Annotated in this window: 23 protein-coding genes; 10 read left to right on the top strand and 13 right to left on the bottom strand. The window is 38.0% G+C overall.

Annotated features, from left to right (window positions below; translation table 11 throughout):
* Positions 1–71: 71 nt before the first annotated feature.
* From BCL90_RS08580 to fabG, 6 genes are all read left to right on the top strand, one after another.
* Positions 72–293 (top strand): cysteine-rich CWC family protein, encoded by a 222-nt coding sequence (locus BCL90_RS08580; protein WP_083505315.1) that lies wholly within the window; start codon positions 72–74, stop codon positions 291–293.
* Between the two features lie 548 nt (positions 294–841).
* On the top strand, positions 842–2,800 hold the full coding sequence (locus BCL90_RS08575) for an SPFH domain-containing protein (protein ID WP_121283620.1): 1,959 nt from the start codon (positions 842–844) through the stop codon (positions 2,798–2,800).
* Between the two features lie 417 nt (positions 2,801–3,217).
* On the top strand, positions 3,218–4,093 hold the full coding sequence (locus tag BCL90_RS08570; RefSeq protein WP_121283619.1) for a carbon-nitrogen hydrolase: 876 nt from the start codon (positions 3,218–3,220) through the stop codon (positions 4,091–4,093).
* 175 nt (positions 4,094–4,268) lie between these two features.
* Positions 4,269–5,345, top strand: a complete 1,077-nt coding sequence (locus BCL90_RS08565) for an agmatine deiminase family protein (RefSeq protein ID WP_121283618.1) — start codon at positions 4,269–4,271, stop codon at positions 5,343–5,345.
* Positions 5,346–5,354: 9 nt separating this feature from the next.
* Entirely contained in the window at positions 5,355–5,723 is a 369-nt protein-coding gene (locus BCL90_RS08560; RefSeq protein WP_121283617.1) for a VOC family protein, read from the top strand.
* A gap of 64 nt (positions 5,724–5,787) precedes the next feature.
* Complete coding sequence (fabG, locus tag BCL90_RS08555) at positions 5,788–6,531, top strand: 3-oxoacyl-[acyl-carrier-protein] reductase (protein ID WP_121283616.1); 744 nt, start codon at positions 5,788–5,790, stop codon at positions 6,529–6,531.
* 110 nt (positions 6,532–6,641) lie between these two features.
* Here fabG and BCL90_RS08550 read toward each other — a convergent pair whose 3' ends face one another.
* The gene (locus BCL90_RS08550) at positions 6,642–7,376 is read right to left on the bottom strand and encodes a L,D-transpeptidase family protein (protein ID WP_121283615.1); all 735 of its coding nucleotides are present in this window, start codon (positions 7,374–7,376) and stop codon (positions 6,642–6,644) included.
* 205 nt (positions 7,377–7,581) lie between these two features.
* Here BCL90_RS08550 and BCL90_RS08545 point away from each other — a divergent pair, with 205 nt between their 5' ends.
* Together BCL90_RS08545 and BCL90_RS08540 are read left to right on the top strand one after the other, a co-directional pair.
* Positions 7,582–9,666 carry a hypothetical protein gene (locus tag BCL90_RS08545; protein WP_121283614.1) on the top strand — a complete coding sequence of 695 codons (2,085 nt, stop codon included), beginning with the start codon at positions 7,582–7,584 and terminating at the stop codon, positions 9,664–9,666.
* 127 nt (positions 9,667–9,793) lie between these two features.
* A complete protein-coding gene (locus BCL90_RS08540; protein ID WP_121283613.1) occupies positions 9,794–10,342 on the top strand; it encodes an REP-associated tyrosine transposase in 549 nt (182 codons plus the stop codon).
* A gap of 129 nt (positions 10,343–10,471) precedes the next feature.
* Here BCL90_RS08540 and BCL90_RS08535 read toward each other — a convergent pair whose 3' ends face one another.
* From BCL90_RS08535 to BCL90_RS08510, 5 genes are all read right to left on the bottom strand, one after another.
* On the bottom strand, positions 10,472–11,086 hold the full coding sequence (locus BCL90_RS08535; protein WP_121283612.1) for a trimeric intracellular cation channel family protein: 615 nt from the start codon (positions 11,084–11,086) through the stop codon (positions 10,472–10,474).
* A 94-nt stretch (positions 11,087–11,180) separates the two neighbouring features.
* Positions 11,181–11,480 (bottom strand): FtsB family cell division protein, encoded by a 300-nt coding sequence (locus tag BCL90_RS08530; RefSeq protein ID WP_029286805.1) that lies wholly within the window; start codon positions 11,478–11,480, stop codon positions 11,181–11,183.
* Between the two features lie 221 nt (positions 11,481–11,701).
* The gene (eno, locus tag BCL90_RS08525; protein ID WP_025145766.1) at positions 11,702–12,997 is read right to left on the bottom strand and encodes a phosphopyruvate hydratase; all 1,296 of its coding nucleotides are present in this window, start codon (positions 12,995–12,997) and stop codon (positions 11,702–11,704) included.
* A 707-nt stretch (positions 12,998–13,704) separates the two neighbouring features.
* The gene (locus BCL90_RS08515; RefSeq protein WP_121284565.1) at positions 13,705–14,553 is read right to left on the bottom strand and encodes a DUF2911 domain-containing protein; all 849 of its coding nucleotides are present in this window, start codon (positions 14,551–14,553) and stop codon (positions 13,705–13,707) included.
* A gap of 72 nt (positions 14,554–14,625) precedes the next feature.
* Positions 14,626–15,135 (bottom strand): GNAT family N-acetyltransferase, encoded by a 510-nt coding sequence (locus tag BCL90_RS08510; protein WP_121283610.1) that lies wholly within the window; start codon positions 15,133–15,135, stop codon positions 14,626–14,628.
* 75 nt (positions 15,136–15,210) lie between these two features.
* Between BCL90_RS08510 and BCL90_RS08505 the strand changes: the two genes are divergently transcribed.
* Both BCL90_RS08505 and BCL90_RS08500 read left to right on the top strand, forming a co-directional pair.
* Entirely contained in the window at positions 15,211–15,843 is a 633-nt protein-coding gene (locus BCL90_RS08505; RefSeq protein WP_121283609.1) for an ABC transporter ATP-binding protein, read from the top strand.
* Positions 15,843–16,973 carry a hypothetical protein gene (locus BCL90_RS08500; RefSeq protein WP_121283608.1) on the top strand — a complete coding sequence of 377 codons (1,131 nt, stop codon included), beginning with the start codon at positions 15,843–15,845 and terminating at the stop codon, positions 16,971–16,973. The genes BCL90_RS08505 and BCL90_RS08500 overlap by 1 nt, the downstream gene beginning before the upstream one ends.
* A 160-nt stretch (positions 16,974–17,133) precedes the next feature.
* Here BCL90_RS08500 and BCL90_RS08495 read toward each other — a convergent pair whose 3' ends face one another.
* From BCL90_RS08495 to BCL90_RS08465, 7 genes are all read right to left on the bottom strand, one after another.
* Positions 17,134–17,493: a hypothetical protein gene (locus tag BCL90_RS08495; protein WP_121283607.1), complete on the bottom strand. Its 360-nt coding sequence runs from the start codon at positions 17,491–17,493 to the stop codon at positions 17,134–17,136.
* 16 nt (positions 17,494–17,509) lie between these two features.
* Positions 17,510–18,916, bottom strand: a complete 1,407-nt coding sequence (dacB, locus tag BCL90_RS08490) for a D-alanyl-D-alanine carboxypeptidase/D-alanyl-D-alanine endopeptidase (RefSeq protein WP_121283606.1) — start codon at positions 18,914–18,916, stop codon at positions 17,510–17,512.
* 19 nt (positions 18,917–18,935) lie between these two features.
* Entirely contained in the window at positions 18,936–20,060 is a 1,125-nt protein-coding gene (locus tag BCL90_RS08485; RefSeq protein WP_121283605.1) for an ATP-binding protein, read from the bottom strand.
* Positions 20,061–20,202: 142 nt separating this feature from the next.
* Complete coding sequence (locus BCL90_RS08480) at positions 20,203–20,805, bottom strand: CDP-alcohol phosphatidyltransferase family protein (RefSeq protein WP_121283604.1); 603 nt, start codon at positions 20,803–20,805, stop codon at positions 20,203–20,205.
* 59 nt (positions 20,806–20,864) lie between these two features.
* Entirely contained in the window at positions 20,865–21,854 is a 990-nt protein-coding gene (locus BCL90_RS08475; protein WP_121283603.1) for an aspartate-semialdehyde dehydrogenase, read from the bottom strand.
* A 710-nt stretch (positions 21,855–22,564) separates the two neighbouring features.
* The gene (locus BCL90_RS08470) at positions 22,565–23,434 is read right to left on the bottom strand and encodes a sugar phosphate isomerase/epimerase family protein (protein ID WP_121283602.1); all 870 of its coding nucleotides are present in this window, start codon (positions 23,432–23,434) and stop codon (positions 22,565–22,567) included.
* Positions 23,435–23,445: 11 nt separating this feature from the next.
* Positions 23,446–24,318, bottom strand: coding sequence for a sugar phosphate isomerase/epimerase family protein (locus BCL90_RS08465; protein WP_121283601.1), 873 nt, complete (start codon positions 24,316–24,318; stop codon positions 23,446–23,448).
* Positions 24,319–24,323: the final 5 nt, after the last annotated feature.

Here is a 24,323-nt window from a genome sequence, read left to right as displayed (position 1 = left end):
AACGCTCAAAACCTTATTTTTTGTCCTTACTTTTGTATCATAATAGGTTTCACCTTAAACCTTACCCCCTTATGCCTTCAACCTTGAAACATAGCAAACACGAAATCATTCCTTGCGAGCGATGTAACAGTGCTATTGAGTGCAAGGCAAATTCATATACCAAGTGCCAGTGCAGTGTGGTGCAGCTCAGCATTAACGAAGTACAATATATCTCCGAACTGTATGATGGCTGTCTGTGTGCGAAATGCTTATTCGAATTGCAACAGGAGTATAGAGAAGAGATTGGCGTGTAACAATTGTGATTTTCGTATCTTTTTCGTTAAAATCATTTGAAAATCAGGTTCCTGTACTTTTGGGTTGGTTCTGGTCCCGCTTTTCCTTCTGCCGATTGAAGAAATCGGCATTCGTGCAATCGGGTTTAGTTAACCTGGGTTCTGCTCTTTTTTGGAAACACATTTATCTCAGGTCGCTTATATTAAATAAATCACTAAAATTGATTTATTGGTGTATCTCAATTCGGACAGTTGTATAGGTCTTAAAAAGGACATATTTTTCTTATTAATTGTAATTTATACAATTAAAATTCCTACAGGTATCAATCAAAACCTAAAAGGTTAGTTTTTGGCCTTTATAAGCGTTCAGTCAGGGTATTCTCCAAAATGTCATCTGTAGGTGGAATTTCGCTTTTGCTAGATCCTAAGTCATTTTTGAGGCCTTAAATTCAATGAAAAATAGTTTGAAAATAAGTGTTAAAAATGGTAACAAAGCACGCCGTTTGATATCTATATCGTGCTTGATAAATGGTTTATCAGGTTAAAAAAAAGAAAAAAATTATAACATTATGGAAGCGCTCATTTCTAATTACTGGTGGGTTTTAGTGGCACTGTTGTGCATCGTTTTATACAAATATATTTTACGTTTCTTATTCGGGATGGTCATCGTACCTGAAGACAGAATCGGGTTGATTACCAAAAAATTCGTGCTCTTTGGCTCTGATCGGGAATTACCCGATGGGCGCATCATCGCGGTTAAAGGAGAAGCTGGTTTCCAGGGAAAAACACTGGCGCCAGGATTGTATTTCGGAATGTGGTTCTGGCAGTACAGCGTAACGATGGAACAGTTTACCATCATTCCTGAAGGAAAAATCGGACTGATTATGGCCAAAGATGGTTCGGAAATCCCAACGGGAAATATCCTCGGGCAGCGGGTAGAATCTGATAATTTTCAGGATGCCGTGAAATTTCTTGATAATGGTGGTCAGCGAGGTAGGCAGACCTCTTATATTACTTCAGGTTCTTATCGTATCAATACCATGTTGTTTCAGGTTTCGGTAACCGATATGATCCGGATCCAGGAAAGCATGGTAGGGATTGTGACCACGCTGGATGGTTTACCGATTGAAGCCAATCAGATCGCGGGTAAACTTGTTGATGGGCACAATAATTTTCAGGATTTTGATGCCTTTATAAAACAAGGCGGTAACCGTGGGTTGCAGCCTCAGGTAATCCTGGCAGGATCTTACAACCTTAATCCATGGGCAATCCAGTTGGAGGAAATCCCTATGACCGAAATTGCAATCGGTTATGTTGGCGTCGTGATCTCATTTATTGGTACCGATGGAAATGACTTAACTGGTGCTGATTTTAAACATGGCAACATTGTTGGTAAAGGCTCGAAAGGCGTTTGGTTAGAGCCACTTGGTCCTGGTAAATATCCGATTAACAAATACATTATGAAGGTAGAGTTGGTACCCACAACCAATTTGGTGTTAAACTGGGCATCTGCACGGAGTGAGGCGCATAATCTGGACAAAAACCTCTCAACCATTACCGTACGTTCTAAAGATGGTTTCCCTTTCAATTTGGATGTAGCGCAGATTATCCACGTACCTACTACAGAAGCACCAAAGGTAATTGCCCGTTTTGGAAACATGGTTAACCTGGTTTCGCAGGTTTTAGAACCCACAATTGGTAACTATTTCCGTAACTCGGCACAGGGGAGTGATGTAATTGCTTTCTTAAGTACCCGAAAAGAGCGCCAAGAATCGGCAAAAGAACATATCCGTAAGGTGCTTGACGAATATAACGTAAATGCGGTTGATACGCTGATCGGTGACATTGTTCCGCCAGAATCGTTAATGAAAACTTTAACCGACCGTAAAATTGCGGAAGAGCAAAAAGTGACTTATGAAACCCAGAAACAGGCACAGGAAACACGTCAGGGGATGGAGAAAGAAACTGCCATCGCAGATATGCAGAAAGATATCGTAAAGGCACAACAAAGTGTAGAGATTGCCGAACGTACCGCCAGTGCAACCGTAAAAAAATCGGAAGGTGATGCCGCTGGTGTAAAACTCGCAGTAGGAGCAGAAGCCGAGGCTACAAAAATGAGGGCACATGCTGAAGCAGAAGCAACCAAAGCAAGAGCACAAGCCGATTCGGAAGCGATTAAGTTACGTGCATCAGCAGAGGCAGAGCAGATTTCGTTAACCGGTAGTGCCGAAGCAGGTAAAATTCTGGCCGTAGGTAAATCAACCGCCGAAGCTTACGAACTTGCTGTTAAAGCTTTGGGTGGCGAAAACTTTACCCGTTATAAAATTACCGAAGAATTATCAAAAGGTAATGTGAAACTGATCCCTGATGTACTGATTGGCGGTAATCATGGAGGATCAGCTATGGATGGCTTATTAGGCTTAAAACTGATGGAATTAATGGATCCTCAGGCACGTAAAGAAGTGGTAGCGGTTGCAGAAATTGTAGAAACTAAAGCTAAACCTAAAAAGGATAATATCAACCCTTAATCTGGTTAATCAGATTGGAAAGCCTCGATGGAATCGGGGCTTTTTCTTTTTATTAGTTAATGATCCTGGTTGGTGCTTTGTCGGTTGGTGGGTTATCGTTAATGGTTGCAATAACCATGCTATCTAAACGGGATAGAAATGGCAGCCTCCGATTTAAGCACTTATCTTTGTTGTTTTATGGCGTGCTTGCTTGTTTCACAGGTTTCATCGGAGCTATAATGTATAGCCCGACTGACAAACGTTTGAAATGCTGCATTTGCTTTTCCTAGAAATAGAAAAACAATTACATAATTATGCCGTTCTACTTTTAAACAAAATAGTAACTTTGCAACCTAATTTAGAATGACTGAATTTTTAATGATTGAATGATGTGAAATTCACTCATTCTACCATTCTCTCATCCAATAATTTTAAGAAATGAAGAAAGTAAAAGTTGGCTTAGTGCAAATGAGTTGTACTAAAGATAAGCAAGAAAATTTAGATAAAGCGATTGCGAAAGTAAGGGAAGCGGCTGCAAAAGGGGCACAGATTGTGTGTTTGCAGGAGCTTTTTACTTCTTTATATTTCTGCGATGTTGAAGATTACGACAATTTTGACCTGGCAGAAGCTATTCCTGGTCCTTCTACGGATGCATTGCAGGTTGTAGCCAAAGAATTGGGTGTGGTAATTATCGCTTCATTGTTTGAGAAACGTGCCGAAGGTTTGTATCACAATACCACCGCCGTTTTAGATGCTGATGGTTCATATTTAGGTAAATATCGCAAAATGCATATTCCTGATGATCCTGCTTTCTACGAAAAATTTTACTTTACCCCAGGCGATTTAGGCTATAAGGTTTTCGAAACCAAATTTGCTAAAATCGGTATCCTGATCTGTTGGGATCAATGGTATCCTGAAGCTTCGCGTATTACAGCCTTAATGGGTGCCGATATCATGTTCTATCCAACTGCAATTGGCTGGGCTACTGATCAGGATGAAGAAACCAATCAAGATCAATACAATGCCTGGCAAACCATTCAACGCTCACATGCAGTGGCGAACGGTGTACCGGTGGTAAGTGTAAACCGTGTTGGTTTTGAGCAAGATGGCGCTATGAAATTCTGGGGCGGAAGTTTTGCTACAAATGCACAGGGCAAATTGCTCTACTTAGGCTCGCACGATCACGAAGAAACCGAAGTGGTAGAATTAGATTTATCAGAGTCTGATTTCTTCCGGAAACACTGGCCTTTTTTAAGAGATAGAAGAATTGATTCTTACCAACCGATTACGAAAAGGTATATTGATGGGGATTAAGCGGAAAGGTTAAAGACCAAAGCTTAAAGCGAAAAACTATGGATGATAGTTTATTTTATTTAATAGATCTCTCCATTGCGCTGCGCTTCATCCGATAGCTATCGGATCGAGATGACGACCATCCAAATCCATGGTTCGTGTCCTCACGGACCATTCATTTATAAATTAAAATTAGATGTCAAACTTTCCTCCAAGAAAAGATTTAAATATCAATCAGTTCGATTATTCTCCAAAGAAGCAAGGTTATGCTTTCCCTGCCGAATGGGCTAAACATGAGGCAACCTGGTTAAGCTGGCCACATAAAGAAGCCTCTTGGCCAGATAAAATCGAGACTATTTACGAACCATATTGCCAATTTATCAAAGCTGTTGCCGAAGGCGAAAAAGTGCGTATTAATGTTAAGGATGAAGAAATGAAAGCTTTTGCCATTTCAGAATTGACAAAAGTAGATGCCGATTTAAGCCAGATCGAATTTTATTTCAATGAAACCAATGATGCCTGGTGCCGCGATCACGGTCCAGCATTTTTGCTAAAAGGAAATGAAAAGGCTGTTGTAGATTGGGGTTACAATGCCTGGGGCGGAAAATATCCTCCATTTGACCTGGATGATGTAATTCCGACAAAGATTGCCAAACATTTCAATCTCCCTTTATTTACTCCAGATATTGTAATGGAAGGAGGTTCGGTAGAGTTTAACGGCGCAGGTACGGTTTTAACCACCACAGCTTGTTTGTTGAATGAAAACCGCAATCCGCATTTAACCAAAGAGCAGATCGAAAAGTATTTGCTTGAATATTATGGACAGGACCAGGTTTTATGGTTAGGCGATGGAATTGTAGGTGATGATACCGATGGCCATATTGATGATATTACTCGATTTGTGAACGAGGATACGGTTTTAACGGTTGTAGAAAGCAATCCGCTTGATGAAAATTATATCTTATTACAAGAGAATCTGGAGGCCTTAAAAGCCATGAAGCTGAAAGATGGCAGACCATTGAACATTGTTGAATTGCCGATGCCATCACCAGTAATTTACGATGATACACGTTTGCCTGCATCTTATGCGAACTTTTACATTGCTAATGTTGCGGTGATTGTGCCAATTTTTGATGATGTAAATGACCAGAAAGCTTTAGATATTATCCAGGGCTGTTTCCCTGATCGCAAAGTGATTGGAATCAACTCAGTCGATATTATTTGGGGATTGGGAAGTTTTCATTGTTTAAGTCAGCAGGAACCAGCGTTATAATTTATTGATATGAAACTGAGCAGAATAATTTTATTTGGTAATGATATTGGTGCCCTAAAGGTCTTTTATCAGTCTATTTTTAATTTTTCGTTAATAGAAGAAATTGAAAACGAGTGGCTGGTTTTTAACGCGGGAGTCATCGAAATTGCTTTTCATCGGATTGGGGAATCATTCAGAAATGAGGACTCTTTTCGTGCAGAAAGTAATGTGAAACTAGTTTTTAGTATTGAAGAAGATATTGAAGAGGTTCGAAAACGACTTATAGAAAGAGGTGCAAAAATGAAAGATATCAAATCTTTTGAAGGCATTGATTTTCTTTTTTGCGATGGGGAGGACATAGAGGGGAACATTTTTCAGCTTAGCCAGAAAAAAGCATAATCTTTTATTGCTATAAATTATAACTTTACAACATTAAAATATTTCAACTTTACAACATTTCATAATGAAATTATTAGAAGGAAAAACAGCATTAATTACAGGCGCATCTAAAGGAATCGGCCGGAAAATAGCAGAGAAATTTGCCGAACAGGGCGCTAATGTAGCTTTTACATATTTATCATCAGTAGAAAAAGGTGAGGCTTTAGAGCAGGAATTACAAAGCTTCGGAACAAAGATTAAAGGTTACCGTTCTGATGCTTCTAAATTTGCTGAAGCTGAACAATTGATCAATGATATCGTAGCCGAATTTGGTACTATTGATATCGTAGTGAATAATGCGGGCATTACTAAGGATGGTTTATTGATGCGCATGAGCGAAGAAAACTGGGATGATGTGATTAATATCAACTTAAAATCAATCTTCAACGTAACCAAGGCCGCTTCTAAAATAATGATGAAAGCCCGTAAAGGTGTTTTTATCAATATGGGTTCTATTGTGGGTACTACAGGTAATGCCGGACAAGCTAATTACGCTGCATCAAAAGCAGGTATCATCGGTTTTACCAAATCAATTGCTAAAGAATTAGGTTCTAGAAATATCCGGGCCAACGTGGTTGCACCAGGATTTATCCGTACCGAAATGACAGATATTCTTGATCCGAAAGTAGTTGAAGGTTGGGAAAAAGATATTCCGTTAAAACGTGCCGGAGAGACTGAAGATATTGCAAATGTTTGCGTGTTCCTGGCTTCAGATATGAGTGCTTATGTAACTGGCCAAACTTTATCTGTTTGCGGCGGGATGCTGTAGGGAGGTAGAAGGTATGAAGGTTTAAGGTGGAGGGTTTCCTCCAGTTTTATATAAATATAGAGAAGTCAGGTTTTAATGGTCATTGTGCTATGGAAAACCTGACTTCTTTGTTATTTTACAATATACTTCCCTTTAGCTTCACTCACATTCAGCTGGGTTTTATTCTTTTCAAAAGCTGAATATCCTGCTTGTAATGATTTCCATAAATTTGCCTGCGCTGGAAATTGAGCAACGTATTTTTTCATATTTCCTTCCGTCATTTTGAAAGGATAGATGTTAACAGGAATCTTTTCCTGACCAGCATTTCTGGCTTCAACTCCCAAAACATATACTTCTTTAATTTTTTCATCTGTTAAAGGAATGCAACCAACGGTAACACAATTGCCGTGGATATAGATATCACTTCCAGGTTTTCTATTTTTTCCCGTTCGTGCATAATCTACAGTATTTGGATAATTCACGCCCAAGGAAAGATGGAAATTGCTCATCGGGTTAAAAACATTAATGTAATAAAAACCTTCTGGCGTTTGTCCATCGCCTTCAACCACTTTCGGGCCAATGGTGCCAGAATGCGCACAAAAATCATAAGTTCTGAACAAAGAATAGGTTCTAGCCGAATTATTCTTTAACCACACTTCAAGTTTGCCTTCCGTTTTATAAGCATTGATCACCATGGAGAATTTATCTCCATAACCACCGGCCTGAACAAATTTTCTCAATGTTTCCCATTTTTCGCTGTATGCTTTCTCTACTCTTTCAAATTTGATTTGAGTGGCTTTAAAATTATTTTGGGCATTCACCATAAGGCTTAGAGATAGCAGAAATGTTAGACAGATTATTTTCATAAGGATTGATTTTGTTAAAACTAACGAATTTATCTTTTTTAACCGCAAAGGCCGCTGAGATTTCCTTATTACGATGGCGCAAAGGTCGCTAAGCTTAAAAAATGAAGGGTGCACATTATCTTTGCGATACTTTGCGTAAATTCTTTGCGCACTTTGCGGTTAATAACCTTGAAAATTTCCTCAAAATTACCATCTTTATAAAAGTATGAACAGTTTTTTTTCAGGTACATCTATTTTGTTTTTTCTCGGTTGCCTGGCGCTGGGCTTATTCTACGCCTGGTTGTTGTATCGCGGCAACAAAAATTTAGATAAAAAACTTCAGTATGGTTTAACAGCATTGCGGATTATCGCAGTAACCACCATTGCATGGTTAATATTTGCTCCCCTCATCAAAACATTAAATTATACATTAGATAAACCGGTAATTATTATCGGACAAGATAATTCTCTTTCTATTGGTCAGGTTAAGGCAACAGGTTTCGACCAAAAATTATACGAACAACATCTTAAAGCTTTACAAGATAAACTATCAGACAAATACGAGGTGAAAACGCTTCACTTTGGCGATCAGGTAGCCGATGGTTTCGATTTTAAAAATCAGGGTAAATTAACCGATGCTTCCGCTTTTTTTAAGAAAGTTAGAGACGAATACACCAACAGAAATGTTGGTGCGATAATTTTAGCCACTGATGGTATTTTCAATCACGGTGGAAATCCGCTTTACAGCATCAATCAGATCAATGCGCCGATTTATACCATTGCCCTGGGAGATAGTATCCCGAAGCGGGATGTGCTGATTTCGAATGTGAATTACAGTAACATTGTATACCTGGATGATGATTTCACGATCGAAGTTCAGGTTCAGGCCTTTCAAAGCAATGGCGAAAATACGCCTTTAACTGTTAGTCAGAATGGAGCAAAGATTGAAGAGCAAAACATACCGATTAGTGGCAATTCTTTTGTTAAAACGGTTCCTGTTAAAATCCATGCCGGTAAAATTGGTGTGCAGAAATACACTATTCAATTGGGTGCGTTAAAAAATGAAATCACTACACGAAATAACGTTCAGACCTTTTATGTGGAGGTGATTGACGGCAGACAGAAAGTATTGCTTGCAGCGGTTGCACCACATCCCGATTTGGGCGTGTTAAAAGAAGCTATTTCACTCAATAAACATTACGAAGCTAAACTTGCCCTGGCCGATGATTTAAACGCAACAGATCCATCCAAATTCGATTTAATCATCTTATATCAATTGCCCGATGTCCAAAACATTTCATCCATCTTTTTAAAGAAATTAGCTGGTTTGAAGAAGCCTGTCTGGTATATTTTGGGTGCACAGAGCAATGTAAATGCTTTTAATCAAATTCAAAATCAGGTCAACTTAGGCGCTGCTAATGGTTCTATTCAGGAAGTGTATGCTGATTTTGCCAATGGTTTTACCAGTTTTAATCTAACTGAAGAAGATAAAAAACAGTTTTCAACTTTCGATCCTTTGCTTGGTCCCTTTGGAAGGTTGACCGTAAACGCAGGGGCAACACCCGTTTTCAATCAGCGTATTGGCAAAGTGAGTACCCAGCTACCATTATTGTTCTTTGCAAATGAAAATGGCTTAAAGGCAGGTTATCTGATGGGAGAGGGGCTATGGCGCTGGAAACTTTCAGAGGCTGAAAATGAAAGTAATCAATCGGTTTTAAATGATCTGATTTCAAAAACGGTTCAGTACCTGTCTGTAAAAGATGATAAACGAAGATTTAAGGTTTTTACCTCTAAATCGGCTTACGATGAAAATGAATCGATCCAGTTTAATGGCACGCTTTATAATGATAATTATCAACCTGTTAATGAGCCGGAAGTTAAACTTTTGGTAAAAAATGAAGCTGGAAAAGTATTTAACTATATCTTCTCTAAAACAGAAAATGGCTATCAATTAGATGCAGGAACCATGGCCGCTGGCAATTATTCTTACCTGGCTAATGCAGAACTGGGAGGAAAGAAATTCACCGCTTCGGGCAGTTTCTATGTAAATGCACTGATTGCAGAATACCAACAGACAACTGCCAATCACCAGCTTTTAAATACGATGTCTAAACAAAGCAATGGCAAGTTGTTTATGCCCGAAAACCTGCTTAAAATAGCTGACGAGATTGCTAAAAACGAGAACATTAAAACCATCAGTTACGAAGATCGCAAGTACGATGAACTAATTAGTATGAAATGGTTATTTGGCTTAGTGCTGATCTTATTGAGTACAGAGTGGTTTTTAAGGAAAAGAAATGGAGAGCTTTAGTTGATGTGCAGTCAGATGTTACCATCTGACTGGTAGATTGTTTTTTTGCAAATAATGATGATATTCAATTAATTCGAAACGTGTCAGATGGAACATCTGACACCACGATACAAAAAGTACAATAATTATGGGGTTAAGAAACAGAAGCTCATTTCTGGATAAAAAGTGTTTTTTTGTTACCACCAGTTGTTACAAACATTTAAAACTACTTGAAAGTGATTCGTGCAAATTGATAATTGCCAATAGTTTAAATTTTGTCACTTTAAAATATAAGATTTCAATTCTTGGCTATGTGATTATGCCTAACCATTTCCATGTTTTGTTCCATTTTAATGATGAAAATAAATTGTCGGATACTATGCGTGATCTGAAAAAGTTTTGCGCTTTTGAAATAAGAAAATATCTTGAATACAATAAAAGCCCACTACTAAATTTGATAAGAGTTGAAAATGATAAACAGGTTTTTAAAATTTGGGAAGATAGATTTGATGATGTTTGGATTGGAAGTAAAGAGCTTCTCGAAATTAAATTAGAGTATATTCATCAAAATCCATTACAATCTCATTGGAATTTTAATGAGTATCCTGAAGATTATAAGTACAGTAGTGCTGCGTTTTATTTAGGTAATTTAGAGAATGCTATTAACATCACCGATTATAGAGATATTTTTGATTGATAGTCCTGGGTGGTGGATGTGCAGTCAGATGTTACCATCTGACTGATAGATATCTTCTTGTAAATAATTGAAGGTGTTTTAACTTTGATAGTGTCAGATGGTAACATCTGACACCACGGAAAAACTAACCTAGTGCCATTCATCCCTATACACGAACTTGGGCATGTGCCATTCGAAACGGATGGAAAGTAAGCGTAATGCTAATCCAATAGCAGCAGCCGAAATGGTCGCCAACATCTCACTTCCATGAAAATGTTCTATGCCGATATAAATGGCGCCGGTAACTATCGCTGCACTGGCATAAATTTCTTTTCTAAAGAGAAATGGAACTTCGTTACAAAGTACATCACGAAGTACCCCACCGGCACAACCGGTAATCATTCCGCTAAACAGTACAATTAAATAAGGCAAATGGATTTGCTGCGCTACCTGACAACCAATGATAGTAAATACCACTAAACCCAAAGCATCAAGGTAAAGAAAAAGCTTTTTGAGTTTAGTCATAATAGAGGCGATAAATGCCGCCAGTAAAGCCGCTACCGCTGTAATCACTAAATATTCCGGATGTTCTACCCAGCTCATTGGGTAATGGCCAAATAATACATTTCTAACCGTTCCACCGCCCAATGCCGTAACCCAGGCAATAATACAAACACCAACCCAGTCCATATCACGTCTGCCAGCAGATAGTGCTGCAGTCATGGCTTCGGCAGTTATGGCGATAATGTAAAGAATGTGGAGCATTAGAAGGGTTAATTGTATAAGTTGTTTAAACTAGTTAACCGTAACTTGAATTGTTGAATGGCTAAATTGCCAACTGAAAACTGCAAACTAAAAACTAATCCTTTTTCTCTTCCCGGATAATTACGAAAACATCTTCATTATCTTTTTTCATGAAGTATTTTTCGCGGGCAAATTTTTCAGCTGTATTCAGGTTGGTATTCAGTTCATTCAGATCTTTTTTAACCTGGGCGGTTTCTTTCTCGAAATATTCTTTTTCTTCCTGCAGTTTATTGGCCTGACTGCGGTACTCGTACTGCGACATCATATCGTTTTTGTCGAAAAATAGCATCCACATCGCAAAAGCGACAGTAGCAAGGAAATATTTATTGCGGAAAAGATCTATTAAACGTTTCATAGTTTGAGATATGAGTATTGAGATATGTGATTTGAGATAATGAACATAACTCAGAACAAATATAGTATTAAAATAAAAACATCCTAAGATTTAAAATCTCAGGATGTTTTGCAAATAAGTTTTTCAACTTGTTAACAATAATAGAATTGTCATGTTGAGTCTGTCGAAACACCTATCAAAAAGTTCTTCGACAAGCTCAGAATGACAAATATAGATTGAAATTATTTTTTAGCGTATTTGAATTTTGAACCGATGAAACGTGCGTTTTCACCTAATTCTTCTTCGATGCGTAATAATTGATTGTATTTTGCAATCCTGTCTGAACGTGATGCAGAACCAGTTTTAATCTGTCCGCAGTTTAATGCAACAGCTAAATCAGCAATGGTAACATCTTCAGTTTCGCCAGAACGGTGACTCATTACCGAAGTATAACCACTGTTTTGCGCTAAAGTTACTGCATTGATGGTTTCAGTTAAAGAACCGATCTGGTTTACTTTTACCAGGATTGAGTTAGCAGTAGCCTCGTCGATACCACGTTGTAAACGCGTAACGTTGGTTACAAATAAATCATCACCTACCAATTGAACATGGTCTCCAATTTTATCGGTTAAGCTTTTCCAGCCAGTCCAGTCGTTTTCGTCCATACCATCTTCGATAGAGATAATCGGATATTTTGCAGAAAGATCAGCTAAATATTGTGCCTGCTCTTCGCTTGAACGAATTACACCAGTAGCACCTTCAAATTTAGTATAATCATATTTACCATCTTTGTAGAACTCAGATGATGCACAATCTAAAGCTAAACAGATTTGAGAACCTGGTTTGTAACCTGCCGTTTCAATTGCTTTTAATACCGTTTCAATTGCATCTTCAGTACCGTCGAAAGTTGGTGCAAAACCACCTTCATCACCTACTGCAGTAGATAAACCTCTGTCGTGAAGAATTTTTTTCAAGCTATGGAAAACTTCAGTTCCCCAACGTAAAGCCTCAGAGAAAGAAGGAGCGCCAACCGGCATAATCATAAATTCCTGGAAAGCGATAGGTGCATCAGAGTGAGAACCTCCGTTAATGATGTTCATCATCGGAATTGGTAAAGTGTTTGCGTTAACACCACCAATGTAACGGTATAATGGTTGACCGATTTCATCAGCAGCAGCTTTAGCAGCAGCCAAAGAAACACCTAAAATAGCATTAGCACCTAAGTTACCTTTGTTTTCGGTACCATCCAGGTCTAACATGATTTTATCAATTGTATTTTGCTCAAAAACATCAATACCTCTTAATGCATCAGCAATTTTAGTATTTACATTTTCTACAGCTTTTAAAACTCCTTTACCTAAATATGTAGATTTATCACCATCACGTAATTCAACAGCCTCATATTGTCCAGTAGATGCACCGCTTGGTACAGCAGCGCGGCCAAAAGCGCCTGCCTCTGTTACTACTTCTACTTCTACTGTTGGATTGCCTCTCGAATCGAGAATCTGTCTGGCATGGACATTAACGATTATGCTCATTTTTATTTGATTTTTTATTGATTTTTTAACCTGCTTAGTGTATAAAGTACAATTACTAAGCGCAACATCAAAGTTAGTATAATTTTTAAATAAATAAAGCGTTTTGAGGCTTAATGTTATGATAGTTGTCTGAGTTAATAGATGGTTAATTTTAAGTTAATATTGGCCGTCAAACTCATGATCCTTATAGCGTGGGCCATTCATGCTTTTTTGAAAAGCAAACGCAGTATTTTACTTCGGTTGGGGTTGGTCCCGCTTTCCATTACAAGTCCTCGCTCGTTGTGGGCTTTCCATTTCAATCGGGTTTAAATTACTTAGGTTCGGTAATTTATAGGGAAAACCACACTTAATTAATGTCTGGTTACACAATGTTACTATTAGTTTTTTTACTAGTAGTGTTTTGACTTTAAGTATTTTATCTGTAGTTCGGGTTTTCGCCCAACTAGGCCAAAGTACCATATCTCCGTTCTGCTTAAATCCGGCCTAACAAGTTTTTCGGGTAACACCGACCTAGCCAGCCTACTCGCTTCCAAAGAAAAATTTTCAGCCGGCGTTTTTTGGTTCTTTTTGACGCCAAAAAGAAGGAGCCCATCGGCGGCGGCGAGCCGAGGCAAGACCGTGCTGATGGGTAAAATGATTAATCGAATATGTCACTCATATCGATTGTATCTATCGGTCGGTGAGACACCGACCGAAATAGAATCTATTTATTTTTTAGCTTCAGCCAAAAGTTCAGAATTGAGGCGTACATATTCATCAACCTTTTGAGCTGTTGCAACGTCGATACCTTGTTGTGCAGTAGTTGCTGCACCTGCTTTATCCCCCATTTTTAATTGGATACGGCCTTTCCATAGTTTAAACCAGGGTGCTTTTGGATCTGATTTTTCTGCTTCCGTCATCCATGCTAAAGCTTGTTTTAAATCTTTTCCATGTTGAAAATAATACTGTGCAGCCGCAAAATATGGTTTCTTTTCACCTTTCATCGCTTCAGCAATATTGGCCATTACTTTTTCATCAATAGAAGTTGTAATATTAACGCTATAGGCACTATTCTCCCACATCATGTTTAGAGTTGTAGAAGTTTCGCTAACTGCCGAGAATTGCATGGTTAAAGTTTCTACTTTATTTTTTAAAGCTATAGTTTTTACTTTTACACGAAGCACATCATCACTTTCCTTATATTCGTATGCTCCCCATTGATCGGCAATTTTGCTAAAAATAATGGTCCATTCGTTTTTACCCGGAATACTGAACAGGCCATATTCTCCTGCGGGTAAATCCTTGCCTTCAATTTTAACCGCATCGGTAAATTTAATGCGTGTTGCTGCATTTGCACCGTTGCGCCAAACTGCGCCCATAGGCTCCATTCCGCCAAAAATTTTGCGGCCTTTAACATTGGGACGAGAATAGCTTAAAGTTATTTTGCCTAATCCAAAATCCTGGATGATGGTTTGACCACTACTGGCTTGTGGAAATTTTACTTCCTGGGCACCTGCAAAATCTGCTGCACCCAAAAGTGCTACAAACAGCACTATTGATTTGATCGATAATTTCATTACTTTGTTGTTTTTGGTTTGTGCGAATTTACGCAATAAGCTTCGGGTTTAGCAAAAGTTTTAATGCAGCATTTAGATCAATTGATTTTTCCTGAAACCAAAAATCAGCTCATCAAAATATTCTCCATTTTTAAAAATGGTACCTTTTAATTCTGCTTCGAAAATAAAGCCCGATTTCTTTAAAACCTGCTGCGAAGCCAGGTTGGTATGTGTTGTTCTTGCGAAAATTCTTTCAATATCGAAGGTGTCAAAACCGTATTTCAACATTTCTTGCACGGCAAGCGCAACAATGCCTTTGCCCCAATGTTCCTCACCAATCCAATAACCCATTTCTGCACTTTTGCTGTAAATGTCTGTGAGCTGGTGCACCCCGATCGATCCAATTACTTCACCGTTTAATACAATGGCTTTGATCTGTAGCGGGGAGTGACTTAAAGCCAACTGGATAAAAGCCTCTCCATCTTTTTTCTCATATGGGAAAGGGAATTTATTGGTCAGGTATTTAGAGATGTTAAAATTATTGGCGTGTTTAGCCAGATTTTCGATATCACTTGGTTGGTAAGGGCGTAAAATTAATTGCATTAGTTTAAAATTTTGTCGGGATGAGATAAGGCTGTAACTTTTTAATAAACATGAAGTCAGAAATGAAATATTTTTATGTTACACTTCAGTCAATTTGAAAAATCCTATTTCGATCATCTTGTTTTAAAGATAGATAATATTAAGCTTCCTGAGGGCATTTTTTGGATAAAAGGAAGCAATGGTACCGGAAAAAGTACTTTTTTGAAAGCAATTGCAGGGATATTATCTTTTAAAGGCGACATTGCAATGGGCACTGTTTATTTAAAAAATCATGGTGTTTCCTACAGAAAACTGGTCAATTTTGCAGCTGCCGAGCCATTATTTCCCGAATTTTTAAGCGGAACGGAGATGATTACTCTTTTTGCAAAAGCGAAGGGTGCTGGAGCTGGTCAGGCAGAAATCCTGGTTGCAGAAATGGGGATGCAGGGCTATATCAACAATCCTTTAGGTTCCTATTCCAGTGGTATGCTCAAAAAACTTTCGCTGGTATTGGCTTTCCTGGGGAAACCAAAATTGATTTTGTTGGATGAACCTTTAAATACGATCGATGCCGAATCTCTTGAAATATTATTCCGTTGGATCAACGAAAAACATAAGAAAGAAAAGATCAGTTTTCTTTTATCATCTCATCAACCTTTAGATGAGTTAAAACTACCCGGACTTAAACAGATTAATATTGTGGATAAAAAATTAACCCTGAACTTTTAATGTTTTCACTTTCGAACCCTGTTTTAAGAAAAATATTTGTTGATGGATTTTACCGGACCCATGCAGGTATGCTGGTATTCGTTTTCGTGATTTTGATCAGTTATTGTTTGTTCATCAATACTTTGGGTACGGTTATGCCTGATCAGATCGATTTTTGGCAGTTTTTCTTTACCATTAGTTTGGTGAGCAATCCGTTGATTATGGTCTTTTATCTTGTTGCAAGTTCATTATATGCTTATAAAAGCTTAAAATATGTTCTAACCCAGCTTGTTTTGCCACAACAGGAATTTTTGTATTACAGTTTTACTTCATCTTCAAAAAAACAACAGTTTCTTTACTGGTTTATGGTGTTGGCTTATATATTTATTCCGGTATGGTGTTATACTTTATATGCCATTATTATTGGGATCGTATTTGGTTATTACTTAATTTCTATCGGAATTCTGCTCTTTCAGCTGCTGTTGATTATCGCTGTTGCTTGTATCATTCTAAAAGAAAATAATCGTTTAGTTGAAGCTAATAAACCTACCTGGTTAATCCGGATAAGTAGGCAATGGAATAAACCTGTTTTTTTATTGTATAGCTTTCAGGTTTTTAACCGGTCTAAACTGGCTTATTTATTAACCAAACTGCTTTCGTGGGTGTTAATTTCGAGCGTTTTTATGCTTTTCTCCGATATTAAAGATAATTCGAAGCTATTAATGCTCATTACTTCCTGCATTGTTGTAGCGCATATAGTACTAATCTATCAGGAAAGGACTTTTAATGACCGGTATTTATCTTTTTTGCCCAATTTTCCTTTTAGTAAGGTCAGGGTATTTTTCAGCTTCTGCCTAAATTATCTCATTTTATTATTACCCGAGATATGTTGGATGACTACCCGTTTTGGACTGATAACTTCATTCGAACTAGCTGCATTTGCTTTTTCCGCTATCCTTTTATTTAGAAGTTTGCTTTTGCTGAATGGGATTCAGGTTAAAGGATTTTTGATTGGCGTTTTTGGCCTGTTTTTGCTTTTTTATGTGTGTATTATGTTTGGCTTAGGCTTAGTGCTCATTCCTATAAATATGATTGTAGCTTGGGGTGTGTTTAGAAGGAACTATTTGAATGATAATTACATTGGTGTCTGAAATGGTCGTCATCTCGACTGAAGCGCAGCGAAATGGAGAGATCTATTGAGACAGATTTTGCTTCGCAGAGCCTTCGGGTTCTCGACTGCGTTGCACCCCGCTCGAAATGACGACTTTTCTATGAAAATCCAATAGTAATCCTAGCCAAAATCTTTCTTTACTAAATATTCGAAAACAAAAAGTTTAACCTGGCAAGCTCTGTTTTGATCTGGTTCATACCGATTAAACCACCCGACATGCCGCTAGACTGCTGAAAAATATTTACCGTAAGTTCATTTTCAGTACTTTGTGACATGGTTACACTAAATTTAAAATAGGTAGCAAATGCACCTAATAAAAGCCTTTTGATTCGGCTTCCTTTCTCTAAAATTAAATTGCCAAATTGATCATTAGTTACCTGATATCCCTGTTGTTCCATCAGTTCGGTAACTTTTTTAGTCATTTCTTCTATCGAAACATCCTTGTACAGGTTAGAGATAAGTCCATCAACAGTTTGAAGGTTTTTTACAAAAAGCGTCATAGTATTTAAATAAGGTTTATTTTAATTCATCTAATACCTTAAACAACTTTTTGTTGATACTGTTTCCGCTATAATTATTAATATTGATCACCACCACATATTTGTTACCGGCCGCATCCGTATGGTAACCTGCAAAGGCCGAAACATCGTTTATGGTTCCGCTTTTAATTTTCATGCCATTGTATTCTGGCAGTGCTTTATAATAATAAGGGAACCAGTTTTCTTTCTGGACCTGAAAAAGCACACTCGCCATTGCCGAAGTTGTAATTCGGTCGCCTGGTGAGAGTCCGCTGCCGTCGATAATATTCAATGCTGTTCTATCAATACCTTTATCAGCCCAAAAGTTGACTTCAGTTTCAACGCCTTTACTTGTTGTACCTGCTTTGCCTGATTTTATTGCAATGGTTTTTAAAAGTGACTCGCCATATAGGTTAATACTTTTCTTTAAAAACCAATAGGTGATCTCACTTAAGTTAGGCGAACTGATGGTGCTTATTTTTTGCGTAACCGAAGGAATGACCTGATTGTTCAAGGTCATTAACCTTGCCGTTGTGGCCTGCTGATCGGTCGAAATTTCCAATCTCTTCAAAGTATCCTGTAAACGGTAGGCGCAATCAAAAGCAGGGTCGGGGAGGGCTACAGAAATGCCTTTTTTGGTAATGCCCATTCCCCAGCTTCCACGGAGGTAGGCAACGTTACTGTAAGGTGGAAGAAAAGCATAACTTCTATCGCCCGTACCAGGTGCACCGGTTTTGAGTTCATTTACCAACTGTACATAGGGTGTAGCCGGAACAGTTTTTACAATTTTCACTTCATCTGCTGTGCTGCTCCCTGGCTTTAAATGGATATCGAACTGATTTTCACGCCAGGCTAAACCCGAAGTGCCAGCGCCATAATAATTACCGATATCCTGCCAAACCCAACCTTCAGGTGTGGTTTGTGTGCCAAAAATACGGTCGTCACCGATTACCGCGCCTTCAATTTTTTTTATGCCTGCGGCTTTTATGGCCGCGACCCATAGCGTTAGAACAGTATTTTCTTTGTTTTGATAGCGCCACGAACCCAAAGTAGGGTCGCCGCTACCGATAATGATGAGGTTTCCTTTTAAAATTCCGTCTGTAGTAATGGTTCCGGTATAGGCCAAGGTAGTCTGAAACTGAAAATCTTTTCCTAAAATGCTGAAAGCAGTAGCGGCAGTAATGGTTTTTAGTGTTGAAGCGGTAGCCAAACCAATCTGCTCATTTTTAGCATAAAGCGTTTTACCGGTATTTGCATCCAAAATACAAAGAGAGACAAGGGCATGTTTTGCCTGCTCATCGTTTAATAAATTATTAAAAGCTTTTTCGATGTTTTGGATCCTGTTTTGAGCGTTTGCTGCGATTGTTAAGCACAGCGATAGGAACAATATTTTGAGAAATTTCATTTTTTTGCAGGCGATTATTTTATACCAGGAAACTGGTATAGTTAGCTTTATTTATAACGTATGTTTCATTGGTGGGGTATGCGTCTAAAAAAGTTGAAGGAAACTTTACTTTTTTATGCTCATTCCATTTAATCTCTATGGCATTTATTTTTCCATCAATTTCTTCTATTAAATCAATTTCCTGTTGCTGAAAACTGCGCCAAAAATAATATTTGGCGTGCTTTCTTTTATTATTACTGGCCTTTATGTATTCGGATACAATATAATTTTCGAACAACTGACCCGCATCCTGACGTAAGCCGAGCATGCCAAAATTTTCGATTACCGCATTTCGGATTCCTGTATCATAGAAGTATATCTTTTTGCTCTTTTTAATTTCGTTCCGCAGGTTACTGCTGTAAGCACCTAGCCTAAATACAACGAAACATTGTTCTAATAGATCGATGTAACGCTCAACAGTGAGTTTATCGGCCTCAATCATTTGGCCAAGTTCAGTATAAGAAACCTCATTCCCTATTTGTAGGGCCAATGCCTGTACCAGTTTTTCGAGCTGTAAAGGTTTTCGGATGCCCGTAAGTGATAAGATATCTTTAAAAAGATAACTGTTTGCCAAATTTAATAACAACTCTTTTTCTTCACCAGGATAATTGATCGCATCGGGGTAAGTACCATAAATTAATCTTTTTTCTAAAGCCTGTTCTTCAATAAGCACATTAGTGTCTTCAACAAGTTCTGCAACTGAAAAAGGGAAGAGGTGATATTCGAATTTTCTGCCTGTCAGCGATTCTTTTATGCCAAGAGCCAGATCTAATGATGAAGAACCGGTAACCAATAACTGAACATCAGTAAAATTATCAACGATCAGTTTTAACGTTAAGCCAATATTAGTAACTCGTTGTGCCTCGTCGATAAAAATGATTTTGTTAGCACCGATAATTGATTTTAACCGCTCAATACTGATGTCGGTTAATGTGGTACGTACATTAGCTTCGTCACAGTTTAGGAAAACAAAGGACAATTCTGTTTTTTTTACGAGTTGCTTTAACATAGTAGTTTTACCCACTTGTCTTGCACCAGTAACAATAATAGCTTTTTGTTTAAAAAATTTCGATTCTATATGGTTTTGTAGATTTCTGATAATCATCTTACAAATTTTGATTATCTCAAATATAGCAAAATCTTAAGTCTAATCACTAAATTATATGTAATTTAGTGATTACGATCTCTTTTTTATATATAATTTAGTGATTATGATCGCTAAATTATATGTTTTTAAATTTCTCACTTTACCCGTTGAATAATTTGTTGCGCTTAATTTCCTTTCCCTGCCTCAATCTCACCGCATGATAAATGGTGGGTACATCATTTGTCCATTTTTTGAGGGTGAAAACAATGGCAAGTATTTCTAACCGGGTGGCCAGGCCGAGCCAAAGGCAAATTTCAAAGAGCACGACCGATTCGCAATGCACCATAATTTCGACCAAGGTGGCGAATATGGTTAGCGTCCAGATTTTTGCGCCGATAGAATGGGTGGCAATTTCTTTTTTGAATTTAATATAGCTTAATGCATAAGTTGAGGCTTCAAAAGCACCAAGGACAATTAATTTGACCAGGTTAGTTTTAAAGAAATCAGGACATTGGATGTAAGTGGCAACTGCTACTGAAATAAAAAATACCTGATCAATACCAGAGTCCAGCCGCCTTAACTTTTCGGAAGAGATATTGAGTTTACGGGCAATAATTCCATCAAAAACATCGGTTAGCAAACCAATGGATAATAGGGTGATGGCTAAAAAGGAATAATGGCTAACGTGAAAAACACTTAACAGAATGATTCCAAAACCGATAAGCAGTCTGGAGTATATTAAAGCAATCGGAATATGTTTCATGGTTGGAGCGCATAAAAAAGCCCCGAATAAATCGAGGCTTTTCTTAAGTTATTTATTGATTAAACCAATTCTTTCTGAATCAGGTATTCGGCAATCTGAACAGCATTGGTTGCGGCACCTTTGCGTAAGTTATCGGCAACAATCCAAAGGTTTAAAGCTTTAGGAGCTGACTCATCTCTACGGATACGGCCTACAAAAACCTCATCTTTTTCATGTGCATCTTTCGGCATTGGGTATTTTAAGTTGGCTACATCATCAACAACGATTATGCCTGGTGATTTTTCTAAAATGCTACGCACTTCGGCTAAATCGAAATCATTTTCGAACTCGATATTTACTGATTCTGAGTGACCACCCATTACCGGGATACGAACAGTTGTAGCGGTAACTTTGATGTTATCATCGCTCATGATTTTATTCGTTTCCTTAACCATTTTCATTTCTTCTTTGGTATATCCGTTTTCCAGGAAAACATCAATATGGGGAAGAACATTTAAGTCGATTTCATAAGGGTAAGCTTTCGGGCCATCAATGCCTTTACGCTCGTTCATTAATTGCTCAACCGCTTTAACACCTGTACCGGTAACCGATTGATAGGTAGAAACCACCACACGTTTAATTTTGTATTTATCGTGCAAAGGTTTTAAAACCACCACCATCTGGATGGTAGAACAGTTTGGGTTAGCGATAATTTTGTTATCGATAGAAAGTTCGTGTGCATTAACTTCCGGTACAATTAATTTAATTGCAGGATCCATTCTCCAGGCAGAAGAGTTATCGATAACGGTTGTTCCGGCTTCTTTAAACCGAGGTGCATGTTCTAATGAAGTATTTCCGCCTGCTGAAAACAAAGCGATATCTGGTTTCATGCTGATTGCAGTATCCATGCTAACAATTGGGAACTTCTTACCCTTAAAAGTAATTTCCTTACCAACACTCTTTTCTGATGCTACGGGAATCAACTCTGTTAAAGGGAAATTTCTTTCCTCCAATACTTTTAACATGACAGTGCCAACCAATCCGGTTGCACCTACTACTGCTACTTTCATTTTAATTTTTTTTATATTATTAATTATTTGATATGAATTCAAATATGCTAAAAATTAAGCTGATATCCCTATTGTTGCCAATTAAATTTGCTTTTAATGTTTGAAATTTTTGGTTTTCGATAGAAAATATGGTTGGAGAATAAAGTATGAGCACAGACTTCCGAAGTTTCGCCGGGGTTGGGCAAGGAAGCAATGTCATTACGTTAAGTCCTCGGTTTAAGTAGGCATAATTTAACCACAGATAAAAAGGATGCACACAGATATAAAAATCCGTGTTTATCTGTGCACATCTGTGGTTAAAAACCTTAACTTAATGACATGGGTAGTGGGCAACTTCGGAAGTCAATGGATGTTTTTTATTTTGGAAAGCAGGTTTTAGTGCATATCGGTTACGACAGTCCTGCTATCACTATAATCTTTTTAAACAACAACTGTCATGCTGAGGCACGAAGCATCTGTTTCATCGGTTGCAGACAACAAGATTTATAGGCATAGCAATTAAAAAGTATTGCCGTTCTATCAGGTTTAGATAAACAGAGACAATTCTCCTAATGATAGTGAAATCTTTTAATGAGGTTTGGGTTGTTAACGAAAGGAGAAGATTTGATTTACGAAGATAGATCTCTCCATTTCGCTACGCTTCAGTCGAGAGGACGACAAGCGTGTGTTAAACCCCGCAGATTTTAAAAACCTGCGGGGCTCGGATAAATCTAAATCAAATTGGCTTTGATATAATCGCAGCTTGTTTTGATCGAGCCAATTGGATCTGGCTGGTAATTGGTTTCGTGCTCTACAAAGAAATGTTGCATGCCTGAAAGTTTTGCCTGGGCAAAAATGCTTTTAAAATCAATTGATCCTTTACCTACCTCTGTATTTAATTCAGGTTTGGCTTTGTCCATATCCTTTACGTGCCACATTGGGAAACGGCCAGGGTATTTTTTAAATAATGCTAATGGATCATTACCTGAGCGTACTACCCAGTATAAATCCATTTCGAAATTGACTAAATTTTTGTCTGTCTCGCTCAGGTATATATCATAGCCTGTGGTATCACCCAAATTTTTAAACTCAAAATCATGGTTGTGGTAGGCGAATTTTAATCCCGAAGCTTTAGCAATTTCAGCTACCTTGTTAAAATCACTAGCGGTTTTTTTAAAACCATCAGCACCTTTGCTCATATCAACGTGTGCGCCGGCAATTGTGAAATATTTGCCACCAATTGCAGCTGATGATTCGATATCTGCTTTTAATCTATCGGTATTTCCTGTTTTTACAAAATCATCCATCTGGTAATGACCACTTGGTGCTTTTAAGCCATTCGCATCAAGTAAGGCTTTAAATTCTTTAGGCGTCAAGCCCCAAAATTTTCCATTGGCAAAACCATAGGTTTCAACTTCTTTGTATCCGGCCTTTGCTACTTTTTCGATAACGCCTTTTACATCTTTTGGCAACTCATCGCGTAGGGTGTACAATTGCAGACCAACATTTTTACTTGCTTTATCAAAAGCAAATGATGGAATTAATAATGCCGCTCCGGCAGCTAATCCTGCTTGCTTTAAGAATGTCCTTCTTGAATTCATTGCCTAATAGATTAAATAATTTCTTTTTTAATGAATGCACAACTTGCTGCAACAGATGCCATTGGATTTGGTTTGTAGTTGGTTTCGTGCTCTACGAAGAAATGTTTCATGCCAGAAAGTTTTGCCTGGGCAAAAATCGGTTTGAAGTTGATAGAACCCGTTCCCACTTCAGCATTTAAGGCTGGATTGGCTTTATCCATATCTTTAACATGCCACATGGTAAAACGGCCCGGATTTTCTTTGAATAATTTAATCGGATCGTTACCTGAGCGTACTACCCAGTATAAATCAAGTTCGAAATCAACCAATTTTTTATCTGTTCCCTTCAACAGGATTTCGTAACCGGTAGTATTACCTTGTTTTTCGAATTCGAAGTTGTGGTTATGATAAGCTAATCTGATGCCAGCTGCTTTTGTTAATTTTCCAGCTTCGTTAATCCTGGCTGCGATTTTCTTATAGTCATCAGCATTTTTTCTGATGCTTTCGTCTAACCATGGAATGGTTACATATTCGCTCTTAAGTACTTTTGCTGCTGCAATTGCCGCTTTAAGTTCTGTAGTATTTCCATCAGTCAGATAAGTGCCCAAACCGTAATGGCCGCTTGGTGCTTTTAAGCCATTTGCATCCAATAACGCTTTAAATTCTTTAGGCGTTAATCCCCAAAATTGATCTTTTATAGAAAAACCATAGGTTTCAACTTCTTTGAAGCCAGCTTTTGCCACTTTGGCAATGGTTCCCTTTACATCTTTAGGCAATTCGTCTCTTAAAGAATATAATTGTAAGCCTACTGCTTTTTTATCGGCAGCAAAAGCGAACGATGGAGCCAAAAGTGCTGCCGCTGCAGCCATACTACTATTGAGTATAAAACTTCTTCTTGATATCATAGGTA

The organism is Pedobacter alluvionis (assembly GCF_003664035.1).
GTDB classification, from domain to species: domain Bacteria; phylum Bacteroidota; class Bacteroidia; order Sphingobacteriales; family Sphingobacteriaceae; genus Pedobacter; species Pedobacter alluvionis.
Note: the sequence above shows the minus strand (reverse complement) of the source record. Positions and strands in the feature narration are given on the sequence as shown.